Genomic DNA, 17,892 nt, shown 5'->3' on the forward strand with positions numbered 1-17,892 from the left:
GCGGGTCCTCCCCCGGGTGGACGACGGACGGCGCGGCGCTGCCTAGGGTCGTCCCGATGGACGAGCGCCCTCTCCTCGAGACCCTCGCGGCGAGGCTGCGCGAGCGGCCCTTCGAGGTCGACGCCGCGATCGCCGCCGCGGTGGGGCTGGTCACCGTCGTCGCGCCGGCGCAGACCTACCACGGGGCCGAGTTCCCCGCCTTCGTCCTCGGCGTGCTGCTGGTCGCGCCGCTGGCCTGGCGGCGGCGGGCACCGGTCCCCGCGGCCGCCGTCGTCACCGTCGCGGGCCTGCTCGAGCTGGTGGCGGGCACGGACTTCCTCGCCGCGAACGTCGCCGCGCTGATGATGGTCTACGCGCTGGCCGCCTACGCGCCGCCGTGGGCCGCGCGGGCGGGCCTGCTCCTCGGCCTGGCCGGCGCCGTCCTCGCCTCGCTGCGCTGGTACTCCGCCGACTCCAGCGACGCGCTGCTGGTCACCGTCGGCGCCATCGCCGTCTCCGTCGTCGCGGCGTGGGCGCTGGGCCGGCTCCGCCGCTCCCGCCTCGGCGAGGTCGTCGGCCTGGCCGAGCGGGCACGGCTGCTGGAGGTCGAGCGCGACCAGGAGATGCGGCTGGCGGCCACCGCCGAGCGGGCCCGCATCGCCCGCGAGATGCACGACGTCGTCGCCCACTCCCTGTCGGTGGTGATCGCCCAGGCCAACGGCGGGCGCTACGCCGGGCGCACCGACCCCGAGGCGGCCACCGGTGCGCTGGAGGCGATCGCCGGCACCGGGCGCCAGGCGCTCACCGACATGCGCGCCCTGCTCGGCGTGCTGCGCGAGGACCGCCGCGAGGAGTACGCCCCGCAGCCCGACGTCGCCGCGATCCCGGTCCTGGTCGACGACGTCCGGGCCAGCGGGCTCGACGTCGACCTGCTGGTGGAGGGCGAGCCGCGGCCGATGGCGGCCGGCCCGCAGCTGGCCGCCTACCGGATCGTGCAGGAGTCGCTGACCAACGTCCTCAAGCACGCCGGCCCCGCCTGCCGGGCGTGGGTGCGGCTGCACTGGCGGCCCGACGTGCTGGAGCTGTCGGTCCTCGACGACGGCCGCGGGGCCGGGGCGGTCACCGGCGACGGCCGCGGGCAGGGGCTGCGCGGGATGGCCGAGCGCGCCCAGCTGCACCGCGGGCGCCTGGAGGCGGGGCCCGCGGCGGCGGCGGGTTCGGCGTGCACGCGGTGCTGCCGCTCGGGGGGCACGGTGATCCGGGTGGTCCTGGTCGACGACCAGCAGATGGTGCGCGCGGGCTTCCGCATGGTCATCGACTCCCAGCCCGACCTCACCGTCGTCGGCGAGGCCGGCGACGGTGAGGCGGCCGTGGCGCTGCTGCGGTCCACCCCCGCCGACGTCGTCCTCATGGACGTGCGCATGCCCGGCACCGACGGCATCGAGGCGACCCGCCAGGTGACCGCGCTGCCCGACCCGCCGCGGGTGGTCGTGCTGACCACCTTCGACCTCGACGAGTACGTCGTGGCCGCGATCGGCGCAGGGGCCAGCGGCTTCCTGCTCAAGGACGCCCCGCCGGAGGAGATGCTGGACGCCGTCCGCACGGTGCACGCCGGCGACTCGGTGATCGCGGCCAGCTCCACCCGCCGGCTGCTGCAGCACGTGGCGCCGATGCTGCGCGGCGCGGCGCCCACGACGGTCGGCGGCGGCACGGAGCTGACCGAGCTGACCCCGCGCGAGCGCGAGGTGCTGGTGCAGATGGCGCTCGGAGCCACCAACACCGAGATCGCCCAGCGGTTGTTCGTCAGCGAGGCGACGGTGAAGACGCACGTCGGACGGGTGCTGGCCAAGACCGCCTCGCGCGACCGCGTGCAGGCCGTCGTCCTGGCCTACCGCACCGGCCTCGTCTCCCCCGCCGACCTCCTCCGGGACGCCTGAGCGGTCCCCGAACGGCAGAGAGGGCCATTTCTGCCGCCCGGGCCCACGGACGTACGACCGGGGGATGACGGCGGGCTCCGACCGCGGGGGCAGGGCCGCCGGCCGGCGGTTCACCGCTGACGACGACGCGGGAGGACGCCGCCGCCCGCGAGGGTTCCTCCCGTCCCGAGAAGCGATCCGCGGAGGTCCGAAGTGTCCGTCCCCGTCATGACCGTCCCCGGCGAGCCGCCGGCGTCGGTGTCGTCCGCCGCCGTCCGCGCCACCGGCCTCACCAAGGTCTACGGCTCCGGCGAGACCGCCGTCCACGCGCTGGCCGGCGTGGACGTCGCCTTCGCCCGGGGTGAGTTCACCGCGATCATGGGCCCGTCCGGATCGGGCAAGTCGACGCTCATGCACTGCCTGGCTGGGCTCGACACCGCCACCTCCGGGCAGGTCTTCCTCGGCGACACCGAGCTGACCCGGCTGCGCGACGACGAGCTCACCCGGCTGCGCCGCGACCGGATCGGCTTCGTCTTCCAGGCCTTCAACCTGCTGCCGGTGCTCGACGCCCGCGAGAACGTCGTGCTGCCGATGCAGCTGGCCGGCCGCCGCCCCGACCCGGCCTGGTTCGACGCCGTCATCGCCCGCCTCGGCCTGCGCGAGCGGCTGCGCCACCGCCCCTCGGAGCTCTCCGGCGGCCAGCAGCAGCGGGTCGCCATCGCCCGCGCGCTGCTCCCCCGCCCCGACGTCGTCTTCGCCGACGAGCCCACCGGCAACCTCGACTCGCGCAGCGGCGCGGAGGTGCTCGACCTGCTCCGCAGCAGCGTCCGCGAGACCGGCCAGACCGTCGTCATGGTCACGCACGACCCGACGGCGGCCTCCTACGCCGACCGCGTCGTGCTCCTGGCCGACGGCCGCCCCGCCGGCGAGGTCGACCGGCCCACCGCCGCGTCGGTGCTCGAGGCGCTGCGCGGGCTCGGGGACTGACCGGTGCTGTCCACCACCCTGGCCGACCTGCGCGCGCACCTGCCGCGGCTGGTCGCCGCCACGCTGGCCGTCGTCATCGCGGTCGCCTTCGTCGTCGCGACGCTGGTGCTCAACGAGACCTCCCGCGCGACGCTGCTGCGCGCCGCCGGCGCCGAGTACGTCGGCACCGACGTCGTCGTCACCACCACCGACGGCTCCTCGCTGGCCGGCGCGGCCGACGCCGTCGCGGCCGTCCCCGGCGTGCGGGCCGTCGACCCCACCGCCTCCGCCGACGTCCAGGCCCGCTTCCCCGGCCGGTCCGAGGCCTACCTGCGGGTGCAGAGCGTCGCCGCCGACCCGGAGCTGCGCTGGCAGACCGTCACCGCCGGCGCCCTCCCCGACCGGCCCGGCGAGATCGCGGTCGCCACGACGACCGAGGCCGCCGTGGGCGACGTCGTGGCCGTCACCGTCCACGACCCCGCCACCGGCGAGGTCACCTCCACCACCGACGCCACCGTGACCGGCCTGGTCGACCTCGGCGGCGACCCCAGCGCCGGCCTGTTCGCGCGCGGCTTCGCCGTGCCGGACCAGGTGACCTCCTGGGGCGCGTCCGAGCCCACCGAGCTCCGGGTCGCCGGCTGGCCGCGCACCGAGCCGGAACTCCTGGCGGCGGCCGTGGCCCCGGCGCTGGGCTTCGCGGCGGTCGAGGTGCGCACCGGCGAGCAGGCCGCCGAGGACGCCGTCGCCGGCGTCACCGGCAACCGCCTCGCCCTGGCCGCGGTCCTGCTGGTGTTCGCCACCGTCGCGGTCCTGGTGGCCGGGCTGGTCATCGCCAACACGCTGGCCGTGCTCGTCGCCCAGCGCACCCGCGACCTGGCGCTGCTGCGCTGCGTGGGCGCCACCTCCCGGCAGGTGCGGCGCAGCGTGCTCGTCGAGGCCGCGGCCACCGGGCTGGCCGCCTCGGCGCTGGGCGTGGGCGCCGGCGTCGGGCTGGCCGCGCTCGTCTCGGCGCTGGTCGGCACCGACTCGCCGCTGCCGCTCGAGGGGGTCAGCGTGCCGCTGTACGCCGTCGGCGCGGGACTGGCCGTCGGCACGCTGACCACGCTGCTCGCGGCCCTCGGCCCGGCCCGCGCGGCCACCCGGGTGGCGCCGCTGGCCGCGCTGCGGCCCGTGGACGCCGCCCCGTTGCGCAGCCGCAGCGGCCTGCTGCGGTTCGCCGCCGGGCTGCTGCTCGTGCTCGGCGGCGCCGCGCTGATGGCGCTCGGCGTCCTGACGGCGGACGTCCACCCGTCGCTGGCCGGCGGCGCGGCGAGCTTCCTCGGCGTGGTGCTGCTCGCCCAGCGGGCGGTGCCGCCGGTGGTGGCCGCGGCCGGGCGGGCGCTGGGCCGCGTCGGCGGGGTGCCCGGCCGGATGGCGGCCGGCAACGCCTCGCGCAACCCGCGCCGGACCGCGGCGACGGCGACCGCGCTGCTCATCGGCGTCACGCTGACCACCGCGATGGTGGTGGGCGCCGCCTCCACCCGGGCCACCGCCCAGGCGGGCCTGGACGCCGCCTACCCCGCCGACGTCGAGATCGGCGCGTACGGCGAGCTGCCGGCGTCGCTGCTGCCGCGGCTGGAGGACGTCGACGGCGTGGCCGGCGGGACGGCGCTGCTGGGCGTGGACGTGACCGGGCCCGACGGGCAGCCGCTGTGGGTGCAGGGCGTGGACGCCGCCGCGGCGACGCCGGTGCTGCGCAGCACCGCCGACCTGCCCCTCCCCGCGTTCGGCGAGGCGCTGCTGCCGCAGTGGGCCGCCGACGGCTACGGCCTGCGCACCGGCGACACGCTGGACCTGCGGATGGGTGAGCGCAGCCGGGCGCTGACCGTCGTGGTCGAGGACACCGACTTCGGGACACCACTGCTGAGCGCGGCCGACCTGCGGAGCCTGGCGCCCGACGCGACGCCGGCGACGCTGTGGCTGCGACTCGACGACGGCACCGGCCAGCGCGACGCCATCGACGAGGTCACCGAGCTCACCGGCGCGGCGGCTCCCGATGCCTACGTCACCGGCCTGGCCGGCGAGCGCGCCGCCATCGACTCCGTCCTCGACGCACTGCTGCTCGTGGTCACCGGCCTGCTCGGCGTCGCGGTGCTCATCGCGCTGATCGGCGTGGGCAACACGCTGGCGCTGTCGGTGGTCGAGCGGCGCCAGGAGAACGGCCTGCTGCGAGCGATGGGCCTCACGCGGGGACAGCTGCGCGGGCTGCTGGCGTGGGAGGCGGTGCTCGTCGCCGGCGTCGCCGCGGTGCTCGGCGTGCTGCTCGGCGGCGCGTACGGCCTGATCGGGACCGCGTCGGTGCTCGGTGGCCAGGACGCGGTGCTGCTCGATGTCCCGTGGCTGCAGGTCGGCGGCATCGTCGTGGTGGCGACCGTCGCCGGGCTGCTGGCCAGCGTGCTGCCGGCCCGCCGGGCCGCCCGCACGGCCCCGGTCGCCGCGATCGCGGCGGGCTGAGCCCGCCCCGCCGTGCACCCCGGAACGGGGTGCACGGCGGGGACTCAGGGCAGGACGTCGTCCGGGGGCCGCGGCCAGCGCGGCACCCCGGCCACCGCGCCCTCGCCGAGCGGCGCGCCGAACTCCGCGGGCCGCTTGGCGAGGAAGGCGGCCACGCCCTCGGCGGCGTCGGGCCCGCTCCCGAGCTCGGCCAGCGCCCGGGACTCGACCCGGTGGGCGTCCCAGGGCGAGGGCGCGCCGAGCATCGACCAGAGCATCTGCCGGGCCGCGGCGACCGCGATCCCCGAGGTGTTGTCGGCGATCTCGTGGGCCAGCTCCAGGGCGGTGGACAGCAGGTCGGCGTCGGGGACGACCCGGCTGACCAGCCGCCCGCGCAGCGCCTCGGCGGCGTCGAAGACCCGGCCGGTCGCCACCCACTCCATCGCCTGGCTGATGCCGACCACCCGGGGCAGGAACCACGACGACGCCGCCTCCGGCGTGATGCCGCGGCGGGCGAAGACGAACCCGAAGCGCGCCGACTCCGCCGCGATCCGCACGTCCATCGGCAGGACCATCGTCGCGCCGATCCCCACCGCCGGGCCGTTGACCGCGGCGATCACCGGCTTGCGCAGCACGGCGAAGGGCAGCGAGGCGACGCCGCCCCAGTCCCGCGCGACGCCGTCGACGGTCCCCTGCACCGGCGGCCCCTCCGCCCGGCCGCGGTCGGCGAACGTCCCCGACCCCGCGCCGAGGTCGGCGCCGGCGCAGAACGCCCGCCCGGCCCCGGTGACGACGACGACCCGCACCGCCTCGTCGGCGTCGGCGGCCGCGGCGGCCTGCCCCAGCTCGCCGGCCATGACCGGCGTGAAGGCGTTGAGCCGGTCGGGCCGGTCCAGGGTGATCGTGGCGACGCGGTCGGCGACCTCGTACCGCAGCTGGGTGGGGTTCACCCCAGGGCGCCGGCGACGGCGAGCCGGGCGACGGCGTCGAGGTGCTCGGCGGCGTCCCCGAGCAGCAGCCGGTCGACCTTGGCCCGGCGCCAGTACAGGTGCGCGTCGTGCTCCCAGGTGAACCCGATCCCGCCGTGCACCTGCACGACCGTCTCGGTGGCCCGCTCGGCGACCTCGGCGCCGTAGGCCTTGGCGGCCGCGGCGGCCAGCGGCAGCTCCGCGGGCGAGTCGTCGGCCGCCCACGCCGCCCACCACACCAGAGAGCGCAGCTGGTCCACGCCCACCCACGCGTCGACGAGCATGTGCTTGACCGCCTGGTAGGAGCCGATGACCCGCCCGAACGCCTGCCGCTGCTGGGCGTAGTCGACACCCATCAGCACCGCGCGGTCGGCCGCGCCGAGGTCCTCCGCGGCCATGACCACCGCGCCCACCTGGCGGGCCCGCGCCCACAGCTCGCCGGCGTCCTCGGTCAGCACCCGGCGCGAGGTCATCCGCACCGAGGCCAGCCCGCGCGTGGCGTCCATCGGCCGGCCCGGGGTCACCTCGCCCTCGCCGACGACGAGCGCGCCGCCGTCGAGGCCGAGGAAGAGGGTGGCGTCGGCCGCGTCCAGCGAGGGCGCCGAGCCGGTGACCGGCCCGTCGAGCACGGCGATCGCGGCCGACCCGTCGGCGAGCTGCGCGGCGAGGTCCGGCGCGCCCTCGAGCAGCACCGCCGCCCGCGCCGCGGTGACCAGCGAGGGGCCGGCCAGCACCGCGCCGGCCTGCTCCGCGACGACGGCGAGGTCGAGCACGCTGCCGCCCGCGCCACCGGCGGACTCGGGCACCGTGATGCCGAGGAAGCCGATGTCGGCCAGCGCCTTGCGGCCGGGCGCGGGGACGCCGTCACCCTCGAGGGCGGCCCGCGCGGCCGACAGCGGGACCGACCCGGTGAAGAACTCGCGGGCGCCGGCGGCGGCGTCGCGCTGGTCGTCGGAGAGGTCGAAGTTCACCGTCGTCCTCCGGAGGAGAAGGGAGCGCTCTTGTCGGTCCGGGGCTCCGGCGGCAGGCCCAGCACCCGCTCGCCGAGGATGTTGCGCAGCACCTGGTCGGTGCCGCCGGCGATGGCGATGCCGGGCACGTAGGCCTGGGCGCGCTGCCAGCTGTCGTCGCCGTCGGCGGTGGCGCCGAGCACCGCCTCGTCGCCGAGCAGCCGCACCCCGGCGTCGGCGACGAGCCGGGCCGCGGCGGTGCCGCCGAGCTTGCCGGCGCTGGCCTCGGGGCCGGGCAGCCCGCCCTGCGACAGCGTGGTGAACCGCCGGTAGCCGGTGTACCGGGCGGCCAGCGAGGCGACCAGCGCCCGGCCGACCGCCTGCCGGGCCAGCACCTGCTGCTCCGGGGCGAGGGCGGGCAGCCGGTCGCGGGCGTGCGCGGTCAGCGACTCCGGCGACGGGCCGATGTCGCTGCCGGCGCCGCCGATGGCCACCCGCTCGTTCATCAGCGTGGTCAGCGCGACCCGCCAGCCCTCACCGGGCTCGCCGAGGCGCTCGGAGTCGGGGATGCGCACGTCGTCGAAGAAGACCTCGTTGAAGTCGGCCCCGCCGCTCATCTGGCGCAACGGCCGCACGGTCACGCCGGGGGCGTGCATGTCGACGACGAACATCGTCAGCCCGGCGTGCTTGGGCCGCTCCGGATCGGTGCGGGTGAGCAGGATGCCGTAGTCGGCGACGTGCGCCAGCGTCGTCCAGACCTTCTGGCCGTTGACCACCCAGTCCTCGCCGTCGCGGACGGCGGACGTGCGCAGCGCGGCGAGGTCGGACCCCGAGCCGGGCTCGCTGAACAGCTGGCACCAGACGTCGTCGGCGCGCAGCAGCCGGGCGAGGTAGCGCGAGCGCTGGTCGTCGCTGCCGTGGGCGATGACGGTGGGCCCGCACATGCCGATGCCGATGTGGTTGATCAGGGTGGGCACCCGGGCACGGCCGAGCTCCTGACCGACGATCGCCTGCTGCACCAGCGTGCCGCCCTGGCCGCCGTACTCGCGCGGCCACGGGACGCCGACCAGCCCGGCCTCGGCCAGCACCCGCTGGGTGTCCCGGAGCTCGGCCTCGCGCGAGCGGGCGTCGACCGGCTCCCCCGGGGCGACGTGCAGCAGCTCGCTCGCGTGCTCCTGCAGCACGCTGCGGACGTGCGCCCGGAAGGACGCCTCCTCCGGGGTGTCGTCGAAGTCCACGCGGGGCCCCCTCGTCGTCGGGCGGTACGCGCCGCAGCGTGACAGCGGTCCCCCTCGACGGTCAACGGTGACTGTTCAGCGCCGCCGCGAGGGCCTAGCCTGCCGCAGGTGAGCGCCGACGCCGTGTCGTACGACGGTCCGCGCAGCCGGTCGACCCGCACCGCCGACAGCCGGGCGCTCATCCTCGACGCCGCCGTCGCCTGCCTCGTCGAGTCCGGGTACGCCGGCGCCTCGACCCTCGCCGTCCAGGCCCGCGCCGGGGTGTCGCGCGGCCGGCTGCTGCACCACTTCCCCTCCCGCGCCGAGCTGCTGGTGGCCGCCGCCGGGCACCTGTCGAGCACGTCGCTGGCGGAGGTGCAGGAGCGCGCCGCGGCGGTGATGGCCGACGAGCCGGCCGGACCCGAGCGGATCGACCGGGCCATCGACCTGATGTGGGCGACGTTCCAGGAGCCGCCGTTCTGGGCGGCGATGGAGCTGTGGACGGCGGCGCGCACCGATCCGCAGCTGCGGGCGGCGCTGCGGGTCGAGGAGCGCCGGCTGCGCGCGGCGATCCGCCGGGTGGCCGACGGGATCTGGGGCCCGGAGATCGCCTCCGCACCGCACTACGCCGAGGTGTGCGAGCTGCTGTTCACCAGCATGCGCGGGGTGGCCTGCGTGTACGCCTTCGCCGACCGGCCGGCCGCCACCGATCCGCACCTGGCGCTGTGGAAGGGGCTCGCCGCGCGGATGCTGTCCACGCGCCCGGAGGACTGACGTCGGCGTCCGCCGCGGGCAACGATGTCCGGGCATGGACGACGTCCGGAGCACCGTCGCCGGCACCGGCTACGTGCTGGGCAACGACGACCCCGCGCTGTCCCGCGTCGACGCGCTGTCCCGCGTCCACGCGCCGGCCACCGCGGCCTGGCTGCACCACGCGGGCCTGGCTCCCGGGACGTCGGTGGCCGACCTGGGCTGCGGCACCGGCGCGGTGGCCCTGGCCGCGGCGCGGCGGGTCGGCCCCGCCGGTCGCGTCGTCGGCGTCGACACCGCCCCGCAGCCGCTGGCGGTGGCCCGGCGCCGGGCGGCGGCGGCCGGGCACCGCGGCGTCGTCCTCGAGCAGGCCGACGTCACCACGTGGGAGCCGCCCGGGCCGGTGGACGCCGTCCTCGGGCGCCTGGTCCTGCTGCACCTCCCCGACCCGGTGGCGCTGGTCGGCGCGGATGGCCCGGCTGGTGCGCTCGTCCGGCTGGGCGTCCCCGCGGACCTCGGCCTGCGGCTCGATGCGGTCTTCCGGGACGCCGGCCTGCCCGACCCCGTGCTGGTCACCGGCCAGCCGCTGGAGCGGGGCGGGAGCGCGACCGGGTGGTCGATCGTGGGCGGGGACGTCACCGCGCTCGCGGACGCCTTCGAGCGCACCGGGACCGCGACGGCTGCGGAGGTCGGTCCGGCCGACTTGGAGCAGCGGCTGCGCGCCCAGGCCGCCGACGCGGGTGCCGTGCTGGTCGACCCGCTGGTGGTCGGGGCGGTGGCCCGGGTGCCCTGACGGTCACGGTTGACCGCCGAGTCCCGCCGCCAGCAGCATGACGCAGGTCACACCCGGACCCAGGAGGACCCGTGAGCGTCCCGATCCCCCACGTGCAGGGCCGCGGCATGACCGCCGCCGACCAGCTGGCCCGCTGGGCGGGCCGGACCCCCGACGCGTGGGCACTGCGCTTCGACGGCGGCGGGCGCACCTACGCCGAGCTCGACGAGCGGGTCACCCGGCTGGCCCGCGCGCTGGCCGACCGCGGCGTCGGGACCGGCGACCGCGTCGCCGTGCTCGGGCTCAACTCGATGGAGGTCTGGGAGACCTACCTGGCCGGCGTCCGGCTCGGCGCGATCGTCGTCCCGGTCAACTTCCGGCTGGTCGCCGACGAGGTGGCCTACGTGCTCACCGACTCCGGCGCCACCGCGCTGGTCGTCGACGCCGCGCTCGGCGAGGTGGCCACCAAGGCCCGCGAGCAGGCGCCCGGGGTGACCACGGTGCTCACCATCGGCGGGGACCTCGAGGAGGCGGTGGCCGCGGCCTCGGCCGAGGCGCTGGAGATCGAGGTCGACGAGGACGAACCGGCGTTCATCATGTACACCTCGGGCACGACCGGCCGGCCCAAGGGCGCCGTGCTGACCCACCGCAACCTGCTCGTGCACGTCTTCAGCCAGGTCACCCACCTCGGCTGGGCCCCCGACGACCGGGTCGGCGTCCCCGGGGCACCGCTGTTCCACATCGCCGGGCTGGCCGGCGGCCTGCCGCCGCTGCTCCTCGGCGGCACGCACGTGATCCTCAGGTCCGGCGGGTTCGACCCGGTGGCCACCCTCGACCTCGTCGAGCGGGAGCGGGTCAGCAACATCTTCCTGGTGCCCGCGATGTGGGCCGCGGTGGTCGCCGTGCCGGGCATCGCCGACCGTGACCTGTCCTCCCTGCGGCGGATCTCCTGGGGCGCGGCCCCGGCCTCGACCACGCTGCTGCGCACGATGATCGACACGTTCCCGCAGGCCGAGGTGATCACCGCCTTCGGGCAGACCGAGTGCAGCCCGGTGACCTGCCTCCTGCGCGGCGAGGACTCGATCCGCAAGATCGGCTCGGTCGGGACGCCGATGCTCAACGTCGAGGTCCGCGTGGTCGACGACGCGATGCGGGACGTGCCGCAGGGCGACGTCGGCGAGATCGTCTACCGCAGCCCGATGGTCATGCGCGAGTACTGGGGCAAGCCCGAGGCGACGGCGGAGGCCTTTGCCGGCGGCTGGTTCCACTCCGGCGACCTGGTCCGGCAGGACGAGGACGGTTACCTCTACGTCGTCGACCGCAAGAAGGACATGATCATCACCGGCGGCGAGAACGTGTACTGCGCCGAGGTGGAGGACGTGCTCGCCGCCCACCCCGGCGTCGCCGAGGTCGCGCTCATCGGCGTCCCGGACGCGCGGTACGGCGAGGCCCCGCTGGCCGTCGTCGCCCCGCGCGACCCGGCGTCCCCGCCCACGCCCGAGGAGCTCGGCGCCTGGTGCCGCGAGCGGCTGGCCCGCTACAAGCACCCGCGGGAGTACTCGATCGTGCAGGCGCTGCCGCGCAACCCCAGCGGCAAGGTGCTCAAGACCGCCCTGCGCGCCGAGCACCGCGCCGGGTCCCTGGTCTCCGACCCGGCCGTCTGACGGAGGACCCCGTCCTCTCCACGCCTCGCACGCTCGGCGCGAGCCCCTGGACGGGGCCGGCGACTGTGCGGTGCGCACACCTGGCGCTGTGCTGACCGCTGCTCGACAGCGGATGTGAGCTGTACCACCCTGGCGGGCGCACCGACCCGGACGGAAGGACACGCATGACCGCCACGCACCCAGCGAGCACGGCCGCGCAGGAGCCCGCTCCTCCGCAGGAGCGCGCCGCCGGCTGGCCGCCCGGCCTGCCGCGGTCGCTGGAGTACCCGCTGGTGCCGGTGGGCTCGATCCTGCGCGCCGCCGTGCGGCGCTGGGGCACGCGTGCGGCGTTCGTCGACCACGACGTCGAGCTCACCTTCGAGGAGCTGGGCCGGCGGGCCGCCGCGGTCGCCAACTGGCTGGCCGACGCCGGCGTCGGGCGCGGCGACGTCGTCGCGGTGCACCTGCCGAACTGCCGCCAGTACCCGGCGGTGTACTACGGCGTGATGATGGCCGGCGCCGTCTTCTCCCCCACCAACCCGCTGCTGCTCGCGGCCGACCTCGCCGCCCAGCTCACCGACGCCGGCGCCACGGTCCTGGTCACCTGGGACCAGGTGCTGCCCTTCGTGCGCACCGCGCTGGAGGCCACGCCGGTGCGGACCGTCGTCGTCACCGGCGAGGCGCACACCCTCGACTTCGCCGCCCGGCTGGACGGCCTCGAGGACGGCGACGTCGACCTGGCCGACCTGTTGGCCGCCGACCCCACCGACCGGCACCTCGACGCCGGGCTCGACCCCGCCGCCGACCTCGCCCACCTGGCCTACACCGGCGGCACGACCGGCGTGAGCAAGGGCGTGGAGCTGCCGCACCGCAACGTGGTCACCAACGTGCTGCAGTCGGCGTGCTGGACGTCGGGGTCGCTGCCCGAGCTCGACGAGGCCGGCGACGTCACCCTGCGCCAGGTCGTCGGCGAGGACGAGTACCCGACGCGGCTGGGCCGGGCCGTGCTGATCAACCTGACGCCGTGGTTCCACGCCATGGGCGCGATCGGCTACCTCAACGGCATGGTCATGGGCGGCACCACGACCGTCATCCACATGCGCTTCGACCCGGTCAAGTACGTCGAGGACGCCCAGCGGTACCAGGTGACCTCGATCGGCGGCGCCCCGCCGGTGTTCGTGGCGCTGCTGCAGGTGCCCGGCTTCACCGAGCACGACTGGTCGCACGTCCGCGGCGTCTCCAGCGGTGCCGCGCCGCTGCCGGTGCCGCTGATCGAGCGGCTGCAGGCCGTGCTGCCCAACGCCGTCATCGGTGAGGGCTACGGGCTGACCGAGGTGACCATGCAGGCCACCGGCAACCCGTCGTTCCGCTCGGGCACCCGCAAGCCCGGCACCGTCGGCCTGCCGGTGTTCGACACCGAGATCACCGTCCGCCCGCTCGGCGGCGGCGACCCGCTGCCCGCCGGGGAGCGCGGCGAGGTGTGCATCCGCGGCCCGCAGGTCATGCGCGGCTACGCCCACCGGCCGGAGGCGACGGCGGAGTCCATCGACGCCGACGGCTGGTTCCACACCGGCGACGTCGGGGTCCTCGACGAGGACGGCTACCTGTCGATCGTCGACCGCACCAAGGACATGCTGCTCTACAAGGGCTACAACGTGTTCCCGCGCGAGCTCGAGGAGATCCTCTTCGGCGTCCCCGGGGTGGCCGGCGCCGCCGTCGTCGGCCGGCCCGACGAGACCGCCGGTGAACTGCCCGTGGCCTACGTCGTCCGCAGGGCCGACGACGCCGGGGCGGCGCTGACCGCCGAGTCGGTGATGGCCGCGGTCAACGACCGCGTCACCCCCTACAAGCGGCTGCGCGACGTGGTCTTCATCGACGCCATCCCCGTCTCGGCGGCGGGCAAGGTGCTCAAGCGAGAACTGGCCGCCCGGGAGCGGGAGTCCGTCGCGGGCGGGTGAGTCCCGTGTGACGCGAGCGGGTGGCGTCGGCGTCCGTTGCGGCGACCGGCGTCACCCGCTCGCTATCGTCCGCGCTGTGATCGGCGGACACGGGTCGGAGGACCCCCACACCGGGGTGCAGATCGCCCACGAGGAGCCGTCGCCGGTACGCCAGGTGTGGCGCCGCGTGGTGCTGGCCGCGTTCTTCCTCGGCCTGACCGTCCTCATCGTCTGGATCGACCGGGAGTCCTACCGGGACGGCGACGAGGTCGGCATCACGCTGCTCGACGCCGTCTACTACTCCACGGTCACGCTCTCCACCACCGGCTACGGCGACATCACGCCCATCACCGAGGGCGCGCGGCTGGTGAACATCCTGTTCATCACGCCGCTGCGCGTCATGTTCCTGATCGTGCTCATCGGGACGACCCTCGAGGCGCTCACCACGCGCTCGCGCGAGGAGTTCCGCATCCGACGCTGGAGGTCCCGCGTGCGTCAGCACGTCATCGTGTGCGGCTACGGCACCAAGGGGCGCAGCGCCGTCCGCTCGCTGCGGGCCACCGGCACGCCGCTGGAGAGCATCGTGGTCGTCGACCCCGACTCGCGGGCGATCGACGAGGCGAACTCGACCGGCCTGACCGGCGTCGTCGGCGACGCCGGCCGCACCGACGTGCTGCGCCGGGCGCACGTGGAGCGGGCGCGGGCGGTGATCGTGGCGGCCAACCGCGACGACGCCGCCGTCCTCATCACCCTCACCGTGCGCCAGCTCAACCCGAGCGTGCCGATCACCACGAGCGTGCGGGAGGAGGAGAACGCCCAGCTCCTGCGCCAGTCCGGGGCGGACACGGTGATCACCACCTCGGCCACGGCCGGCCGGCTGCTGGGCCTGTCCACCGACAGCCCCCGTGTGGTCTCGGTGGTCGAGGACCTCGTCACCGGCGGGCAGGGGCTGGACCTCTCGCAGCGCACGGTGAGCTCCGGCGAGGTCGGGCTCGGGCCGCGCGACCTGCGCGACGTGGTGCTGTCGGTGACCCGCGGCGGGCGCACGCTGCGCTTCGACGACCCGCTGATCGGCACGCTGCAGAGCGAGGACGTCCTGGTGGTCGTCCGCTCGCACGGCCCCGACGGCCAGGTCTACGCGCGCACGTAGGTCCGGCCGGGACACGGTCAGACCGGGAGCGCGGCGAGGTCCTCGGCCAGCCGGGCGTCGGACAGCACGAGGTCGCTGGCGGTGGTGAGCCAGCCGGCCACCAGCAGCAGCGGCCACGACTGCTCGTCGTCGGCCGAGGCGGTGACCGCGACCAGACCGGCCTGCGCCACGGCGCGGCACGCGAGTGGGTTCATGTCCCCCGGGATCGGCACCGGCGCCGGTCCACTCCAGTCGGGCGGCGCACCTCACCCCGAGGGATGAGATCGACGGGTCCGCGGGGTCTGACCCGCATGGACGAGAACGAGTACGTCGTGCGCGGGCTGCTGGAGACGTGGGCGCGGGCCGTGCGGAAGGCCGACGTCGACGCGGTCACGGCCGTGGTTCCCGGCCCCGTCCCGGGGCCCGCCCTGAGCCTGCGAAGGGTGGGGAGGACGGGGTCCTTCCCCAGTGGCGGCTGTTCTGGGACGCCCAGGGCGAGGGCGTCCTCGAAGTCTCGGACCTGACCGTGGTGGCCGGGGACGACGTCGCCCACGCCCACGGGCTGCTGCGCGTCGGCGCGGCCGGCACCGAGGGCTTCCGGGTGCGGCTCACCGTGGGGCTGCGCCGGGTCGAGGGGCGCTGGCTGATCACGCACGAGCACCACTCGGTGCCGGCGGGCTGAGGACCGTCGGCCGCGGCGGGCCGCGACCGACGGTCCTCCGAGGCTCAGCCCCGGGCGGCGCGGACGGCGTCGGCCAGCGGGGTCACCGGCCGGCCGAGGAGGGCGGCGAGGTCGGCGTCGCCGGTGTCGAGCTCGCCGCGGGCGATCGAGGCGTCGATGCCGGCGACGAAGCCGGCGGTGCCGGCGTCCAGACCGACGCCCTGCAGGGTCGCGACGAGCTCCTCGGCCGGGAGGTCGCGGTAGCGGACCGTCGTCCCGGTGACCTCGGTGACGGCGGCGGCGAGGTCGGCCAGGGTGACGCCGGGGCCGCCGAGCTCGCGTACGACGGTGCCCTCGTCGTCGGCCAGCAGCGCGGCCGCCGCGGCGACGGCGTAGTCGGCACGCGGGGCGACCGAGACCCGGCCGTCGGCCGCCGCGCCGACGATCTCGCCGGTGGCCAGGTACTCGTCGAGCCGCGAGGTGTAGTTCTCGAGGTACCAGCTGTTGCGCAGGACCGTCGCCGGGACACCGGAACCGCGAAGTGCGTCCTCGGTCCCGCGGTGCTCGGGGGCCAGCGGGTTGGTGGACGCGTCGGCCCGGGCGATCGAGGTGTAGACGATCCGCTGCACCCCGGCCGCGGCCGCCGCCTCGATCACCGCGGTGTGCTGGGCGACCCGCTGCCCCGGCTCGCTGCCGGAGACCAGCAGCAGCCGGTCCACGCCGGCCAGCGCGGCGGCCAGTGTGTCGGGCTGCGCGTAGTCGCCCTGCCGCACCTGCACGCCGCGCCCGGCCAGGTCGGCGGCAGCCTCCGGACGGCGGGCGACGGCGACGACGTCGGACGCGGGGACGCCGCGGTCGAGCAGCTCCTCGACGGCGCGGCGGCCGAGGTGGCCGGTGGCTCCGGTGACGGCGTAGGTGGTCATGCGGGACTCCCTCGATACGTGACTCGGTCGGGGGCGCTAACCGTGAGGAAGTGCCTGCCATTCCGCCACCGGCCGTAGGCTCCCCCGTGTGACCGACCCGTCGCCCGCGCTCGTCAGCGACGTGTTCGCGCGCGACTGCACCTCGCGCTCGGCCTTCGAGGACGTGACCGCGAAGTGGGCCTCACTGGTGCTGCTGGCCCTGCACGAGGGCGGCTACCGGTTCAACGCGCTGCGCCGCCGTGTGGACGGGGTGAGCGAGAAGATGCTGTCGCAGACGCTGCAGTCCCTGGAGCGCGACGGCATGGTCACCCGCGACGTCGTCACCGCGATCCCGCCGCGGGTCGAGTACGCACTCACCGCGCTCGGGCAGCGGGTCGCCGGCCGGCTGCGCGACCTCGCCGACGTGCTCGAGGACGCCGTCCCCGAGGTCGAGCAGGCCCGCGCGGGGCACCGCCCGCGCTGAGGCGCAGCCTGCGCCTCCGGCTCAGACCCGCGTCGCCAGGAGCTCGGAGAGGTTGCGGTCGACCTCGTCGAGGTAGGTCTCCTCGAAGCCGAAGAGCCCGAAGTGACCGGCGATGCTCGACAGCACCCGCAGCTCGCTGCCCGGGATCAGGGCCTGCTCGGCCGCGCAGTCCCGAACGGGGAAGAACATGTCCTCGTCGATCGGCATGACGAAGGTCTTCGCGGTGATCCGGCCCAGCGCCGTGGCGAGGTCCGTGCCGGTGGCGCGGGCGACGTCGCCCCGCTGCCACTTCCAGCCCATGGTCAGCAGGGCGTTGGGGTCCATGGCCGCGAAGGTGGCCTGGACGAACCGCTCCTGGAACTCCTCGAAGGTCGACCAGGTGACGTCGGGCAGCTCGACGGTCCGCCAGTACTCGGTCTTCCAGAACTCCGTCGACAGGCCCACCACTGCCCAGATGTCGGCGTGCCGGCGCAGCCCCTCGGCGACCTCAGTGTGCGAGCGGTACTCCCCGCCGTTCCAGCCGGGGTCGGAGGTGATGGCGTCCATGAGCGTCCGGGTGAACAGGACGCCGTGCGGGGTGTTCTGCGCCGTCCCGGCGATGGGCGCCGCGCGCAGCACCTGCCCGGGGAAGCGGACGGCCCACTCATAGGTCTGCTGCGCGCCCATGGACCCGCCCACGACCAGAGCCCACCGCTCGATGCCGAACAGCTCGGCGGCGAGCTGCTGCTGCGCGCGGACGTCGTCCTCGATGCGCACGTCCGGGAAGCCCGACATCGCGATGTCGCCCTCGGCGTTGTGCGGCGAGGTGCACAGCCCGTTGCCGATCTGGTTGACCACCACGATGAACCAGTGCGACGGGTCCAGCGCCCGGCCGGCGCCGATGTAGACCTGCTCCCACGTGGCGTGCGTGCCGCTGAACCACGTGGGGATCAGGATCGCGTTGTCCTTGGCGGCGTTGAGCTCGCCGTAGGTGGCGTAGGCCAGCTGCAGGTCGGGGATCCGCCCGCCGTCCGCGAGGTCGAAGCCGCCCAGCGAGTGCAGCCGGTAGGCGCCCTGCACCTCGGGTGTGTAGAAGGCGTTCTGGATCACGGCGGACTCCCTCGTCTCGCGTGGGGGTGACGCCGGTCACTCTCGCTCACCGGACGC

Annotated in this window: 16 protein-coding genes; 10 read left to right on the plus strand and 6 right to left on the minus strand. The window is 75.9% G+C overall.

Translation table 11 applies throughout. The annotated features are described in order from the left end of the window. The first annotated feature begins 56 nt into the window (after positions 1-56). From BM414_RS31660 to BM414_RS21235, 3 genes are all read left to right on the plus strand, one after another. Positions 57-1,916, plus strand: coding sequence for a helix-turn-helix transcriptional regulator (locus BM414_RS31660; RefSeq protein ID WP_217644855.1), 1,860 nt, complete (start codon positions 57-59; stop codon positions 1,914-1,916). Between the two features lie 192 nt (positions 1,917-2,108). After that, entirely contained in the window at positions 2,109-2,882 is a 774-nt protein-coding gene (locus BM414_RS21230) for an ABC transporter ATP-binding protein (protein ID WP_217644856.1), read from the plus strand. 3 nt (positions 2,883-2,885) lie between these two features. Further along, positions 2,886-5,354: an FtsX-like permease family protein gene (locus tag BM414_RS21235; protein ID WP_093582724.1), complete on the plus strand. Its 2,469-nt coding sequence runs from the start codon at positions 2,886-2,888 to the stop codon at positions 5,352-5,354. Between the two features lie 44 nt (positions 5,355-5,398). Here BM414_RS21235 and BM414_RS21240 read toward each other — a convergent pair whose 3' ends face one another. From BM414_RS21240 to BM414_RS21250, 3 genes are read right to left on the minus strand one after another with little or no spacing between them, the layout of a single operon-like run. Then, on the minus strand, positions 5,399-6,283 hold the full coding sequence (locus tag BM414_RS21240) for an enoyl-CoA hydratase-related protein (protein WP_093582726.1): 885 nt from the start codon (positions 6,281-6,283) through the stop codon (positions 5,399-5,401). Beyond that, the gene (locus tag BM414_RS21245) at positions 6,280-7,272 is read right to left on the minus strand and encodes an acyl-CoA dehydrogenase family protein (protein WP_093582728.1); all 993 of its coding nucleotides are present in this window, start codon (positions 7,270-7,272) and stop codon (positions 6,280-6,282) included. Before BM414_RS21245 ends, BM414_RS21240 begins: the two co-directional genes overlap by 4 nt. Continuing rightward, positions 7,269-8,489: an acyl-CoA dehydrogenase family protein gene (locus BM414_RS21250; protein WP_093582730.1), complete on the minus strand. Its 1,221-nt coding sequence runs from the start codon at positions 8,487-8,489 to the stop codon at positions 7,269-7,271. The genes BM414_RS21245 and BM414_RS21250 overlap by 4 nt, the downstream gene beginning before the upstream one ends. Before the next feature lie 108 nt (positions 8,490-8,597). On the opposite strand from BM414_RS21250, the gene BM414_RS21255 reads away from it, so the two are divergent. The 5 genes from BM414_RS21255 to BM414_RS21275 all read left to right on the plus strand — a co-directional run bounded on the left by BM414_RS21255 (position 8,598) and on the right by BM414_RS21275 (position 14,720). Further along, entirely contained in the window at positions 8,598-9,242 is a 645-nt protein-coding gene (locus tag BM414_RS21255; protein WP_245784886.1) for a TetR/AcrR family transcriptional regulator, read from the plus strand. Between the two features lie 34 nt (positions 9,243-9,276). Continuing rightward, complete coding sequence (locus tag BM414_RS21260; protein WP_093582732.1) at positions 9,277-10,011, plus strand: class I SAM-dependent methyltransferase; 735 nt, start codon at positions 9,277-9,279, stop codon at positions 10,009-10,011. A 71-nt stretch (positions 10,012-10,082) separates the two neighbouring features. Then, entirely contained in the window at positions 10,083-11,654 is a 1,572-nt protein-coding gene (locus BM414_RS21265; RefSeq protein ID WP_217644857.1) for a long-chain-fatty-acid--CoA ligase, read from the plus strand. 164 nt (positions 11,655-11,818) lie between these two features. Next, the gene (locus BM414_RS21270) at positions 11,819-13,591 is read left to right on the plus strand and encodes a class I adenylate-forming enzyme family protein (protein WP_093582734.1); all 1,773 of its coding nucleotides are present in this window, start codon (positions 11,819-11,821) and stop codon (positions 13,589-13,591) included. 76 nt (positions 13,592-13,667) lie between these two features. Continuing rightward, positions 13,668-14,720 carry a potassium channel family protein gene (locus BM414_RS21275; RefSeq protein WP_175551718.1) on the plus strand — a complete coding sequence of 351 codons (1,053 nt, stop codon included), beginning with the start codon at positions 13,668-13,670 and terminating at the stop codon, positions 14,718-14,720. A gap of 17 nt (positions 14,721-14,737) precedes the next feature. Here the strand turns inward: BM414_RS21275 and BM414_RS29570 are convergent, their stop codons facing one another. Beyond that, positions 14,738-14,914, minus strand: coding sequence for a hypothetical protein (locus BM414_RS29570; RefSeq protein WP_175551719.1), 177 nt, complete (start codon positions 14,912-14,914; stop codon positions 14,738-14,740). Between the two features lie 137 nt (positions 14,915-15,051). Between BM414_RS29570 and BM414_RS21285 the strand changes: the two genes are divergently transcribed. Further along, positions 15,052-15,381 carry a YybH family protein gene (locus tag BM414_RS21285; protein WP_093582738.1) on the plus strand — a complete coding sequence of 110 codons (330 nt, stop codon included), beginning with the start codon at positions 15,052-15,054 and terminating at the stop codon, positions 15,379-15,381. Between the two features lie 44 nt (positions 15,382-15,425). On the opposite strand, the gene BM414_RS21290 is transcribed toward BM414_RS21285, so the two are convergent. Beyond that, positions 15,426-16,283, minus strand: a complete 858-nt coding sequence (locus BM414_RS21290; protein WP_093582740.1) for an NAD(P)H-binding protein — start codon at positions 16,281-16,283, stop codon at positions 15,426-15,428. 88 nt (positions 16,284-16,371) lie between these two features. Between BM414_RS21290 and BM414_RS21295 the strand changes: the two genes are divergently transcribed. Then, positions 16,372-16,746, plus strand: a complete 375-nt coding sequence (locus BM414_RS21295) for a winged helix-turn-helix transcriptional regulator (protein ID WP_093582742.1) — start codon at positions 16,372-16,374, stop codon at positions 16,744-16,746. Positions 16,747-16,767: 21 nt separating this feature from the next. On the opposite strand, the gene BM414_RS21300 is transcribed toward BM414_RS21295, so the two are convergent. Further along, positions 16,768-17,835, minus strand: coding sequence for an alpha/beta fold hydrolase (locus BM414_RS21300; protein ID WP_093582744.1), 1,068 nt, complete (start codon positions 17,833-17,835; stop codon positions 16,768-16,770). Positions 17,836-17,892 lie beyond the last annotated feature (57 nt).

Origin of the sequence: Geodermatophilus amargosae (genome assembly GCF_900116515.1) — a bacterium.
Lineage (GTDB): Bacteria > Actinomycetota > Actinomycetes > Mycobacteriales > Geodermatophilaceae > Geodermatophilus > Geodermatophilus amargosae.

What these genes read in the sequence shown, in the direction of transcription:
- BM414_RS31660 (WP_217644855.1), top strand. Translation starts at nt 57, where the DNA reads ATGGACGAGCGCCCTCTCCTCGAGACCCTCGCGGCGAGGCTGCGCGAG.
- BM414_RS21260 (WP_093582732.1), top strand. Translation starts at nt 9,277, where the DNA reads ATGGACGACGTCCGGAGCACCGTCGCCGGCACCGGCTACGTGCTGGGC.
- BM414_RS21270 (WP_093582734.1), top strand. Translation starts at nt 11,819, where the DNA reads ATGACCGCCACGCACCCAGCGAGCACGGCCGCGCAGGAGCCCGCTCCT.
- BM414_RS29570 (WP_175551719.1), bottom strand. Translation starts at nt 14,914, where the DNA reads ATGAACCCACTCGCGTGCCGCGCCGTGGCGCAGGCCGGTCTGGTCGCG.
- BM414_RS21290 (WP_093582740.1), bottom strand. Translation starts at nt 16,283, where the DNA reads ATGACCACCTACGCCGTCACCGGAGCCACCGGCCACCTCGGCCGCCGC.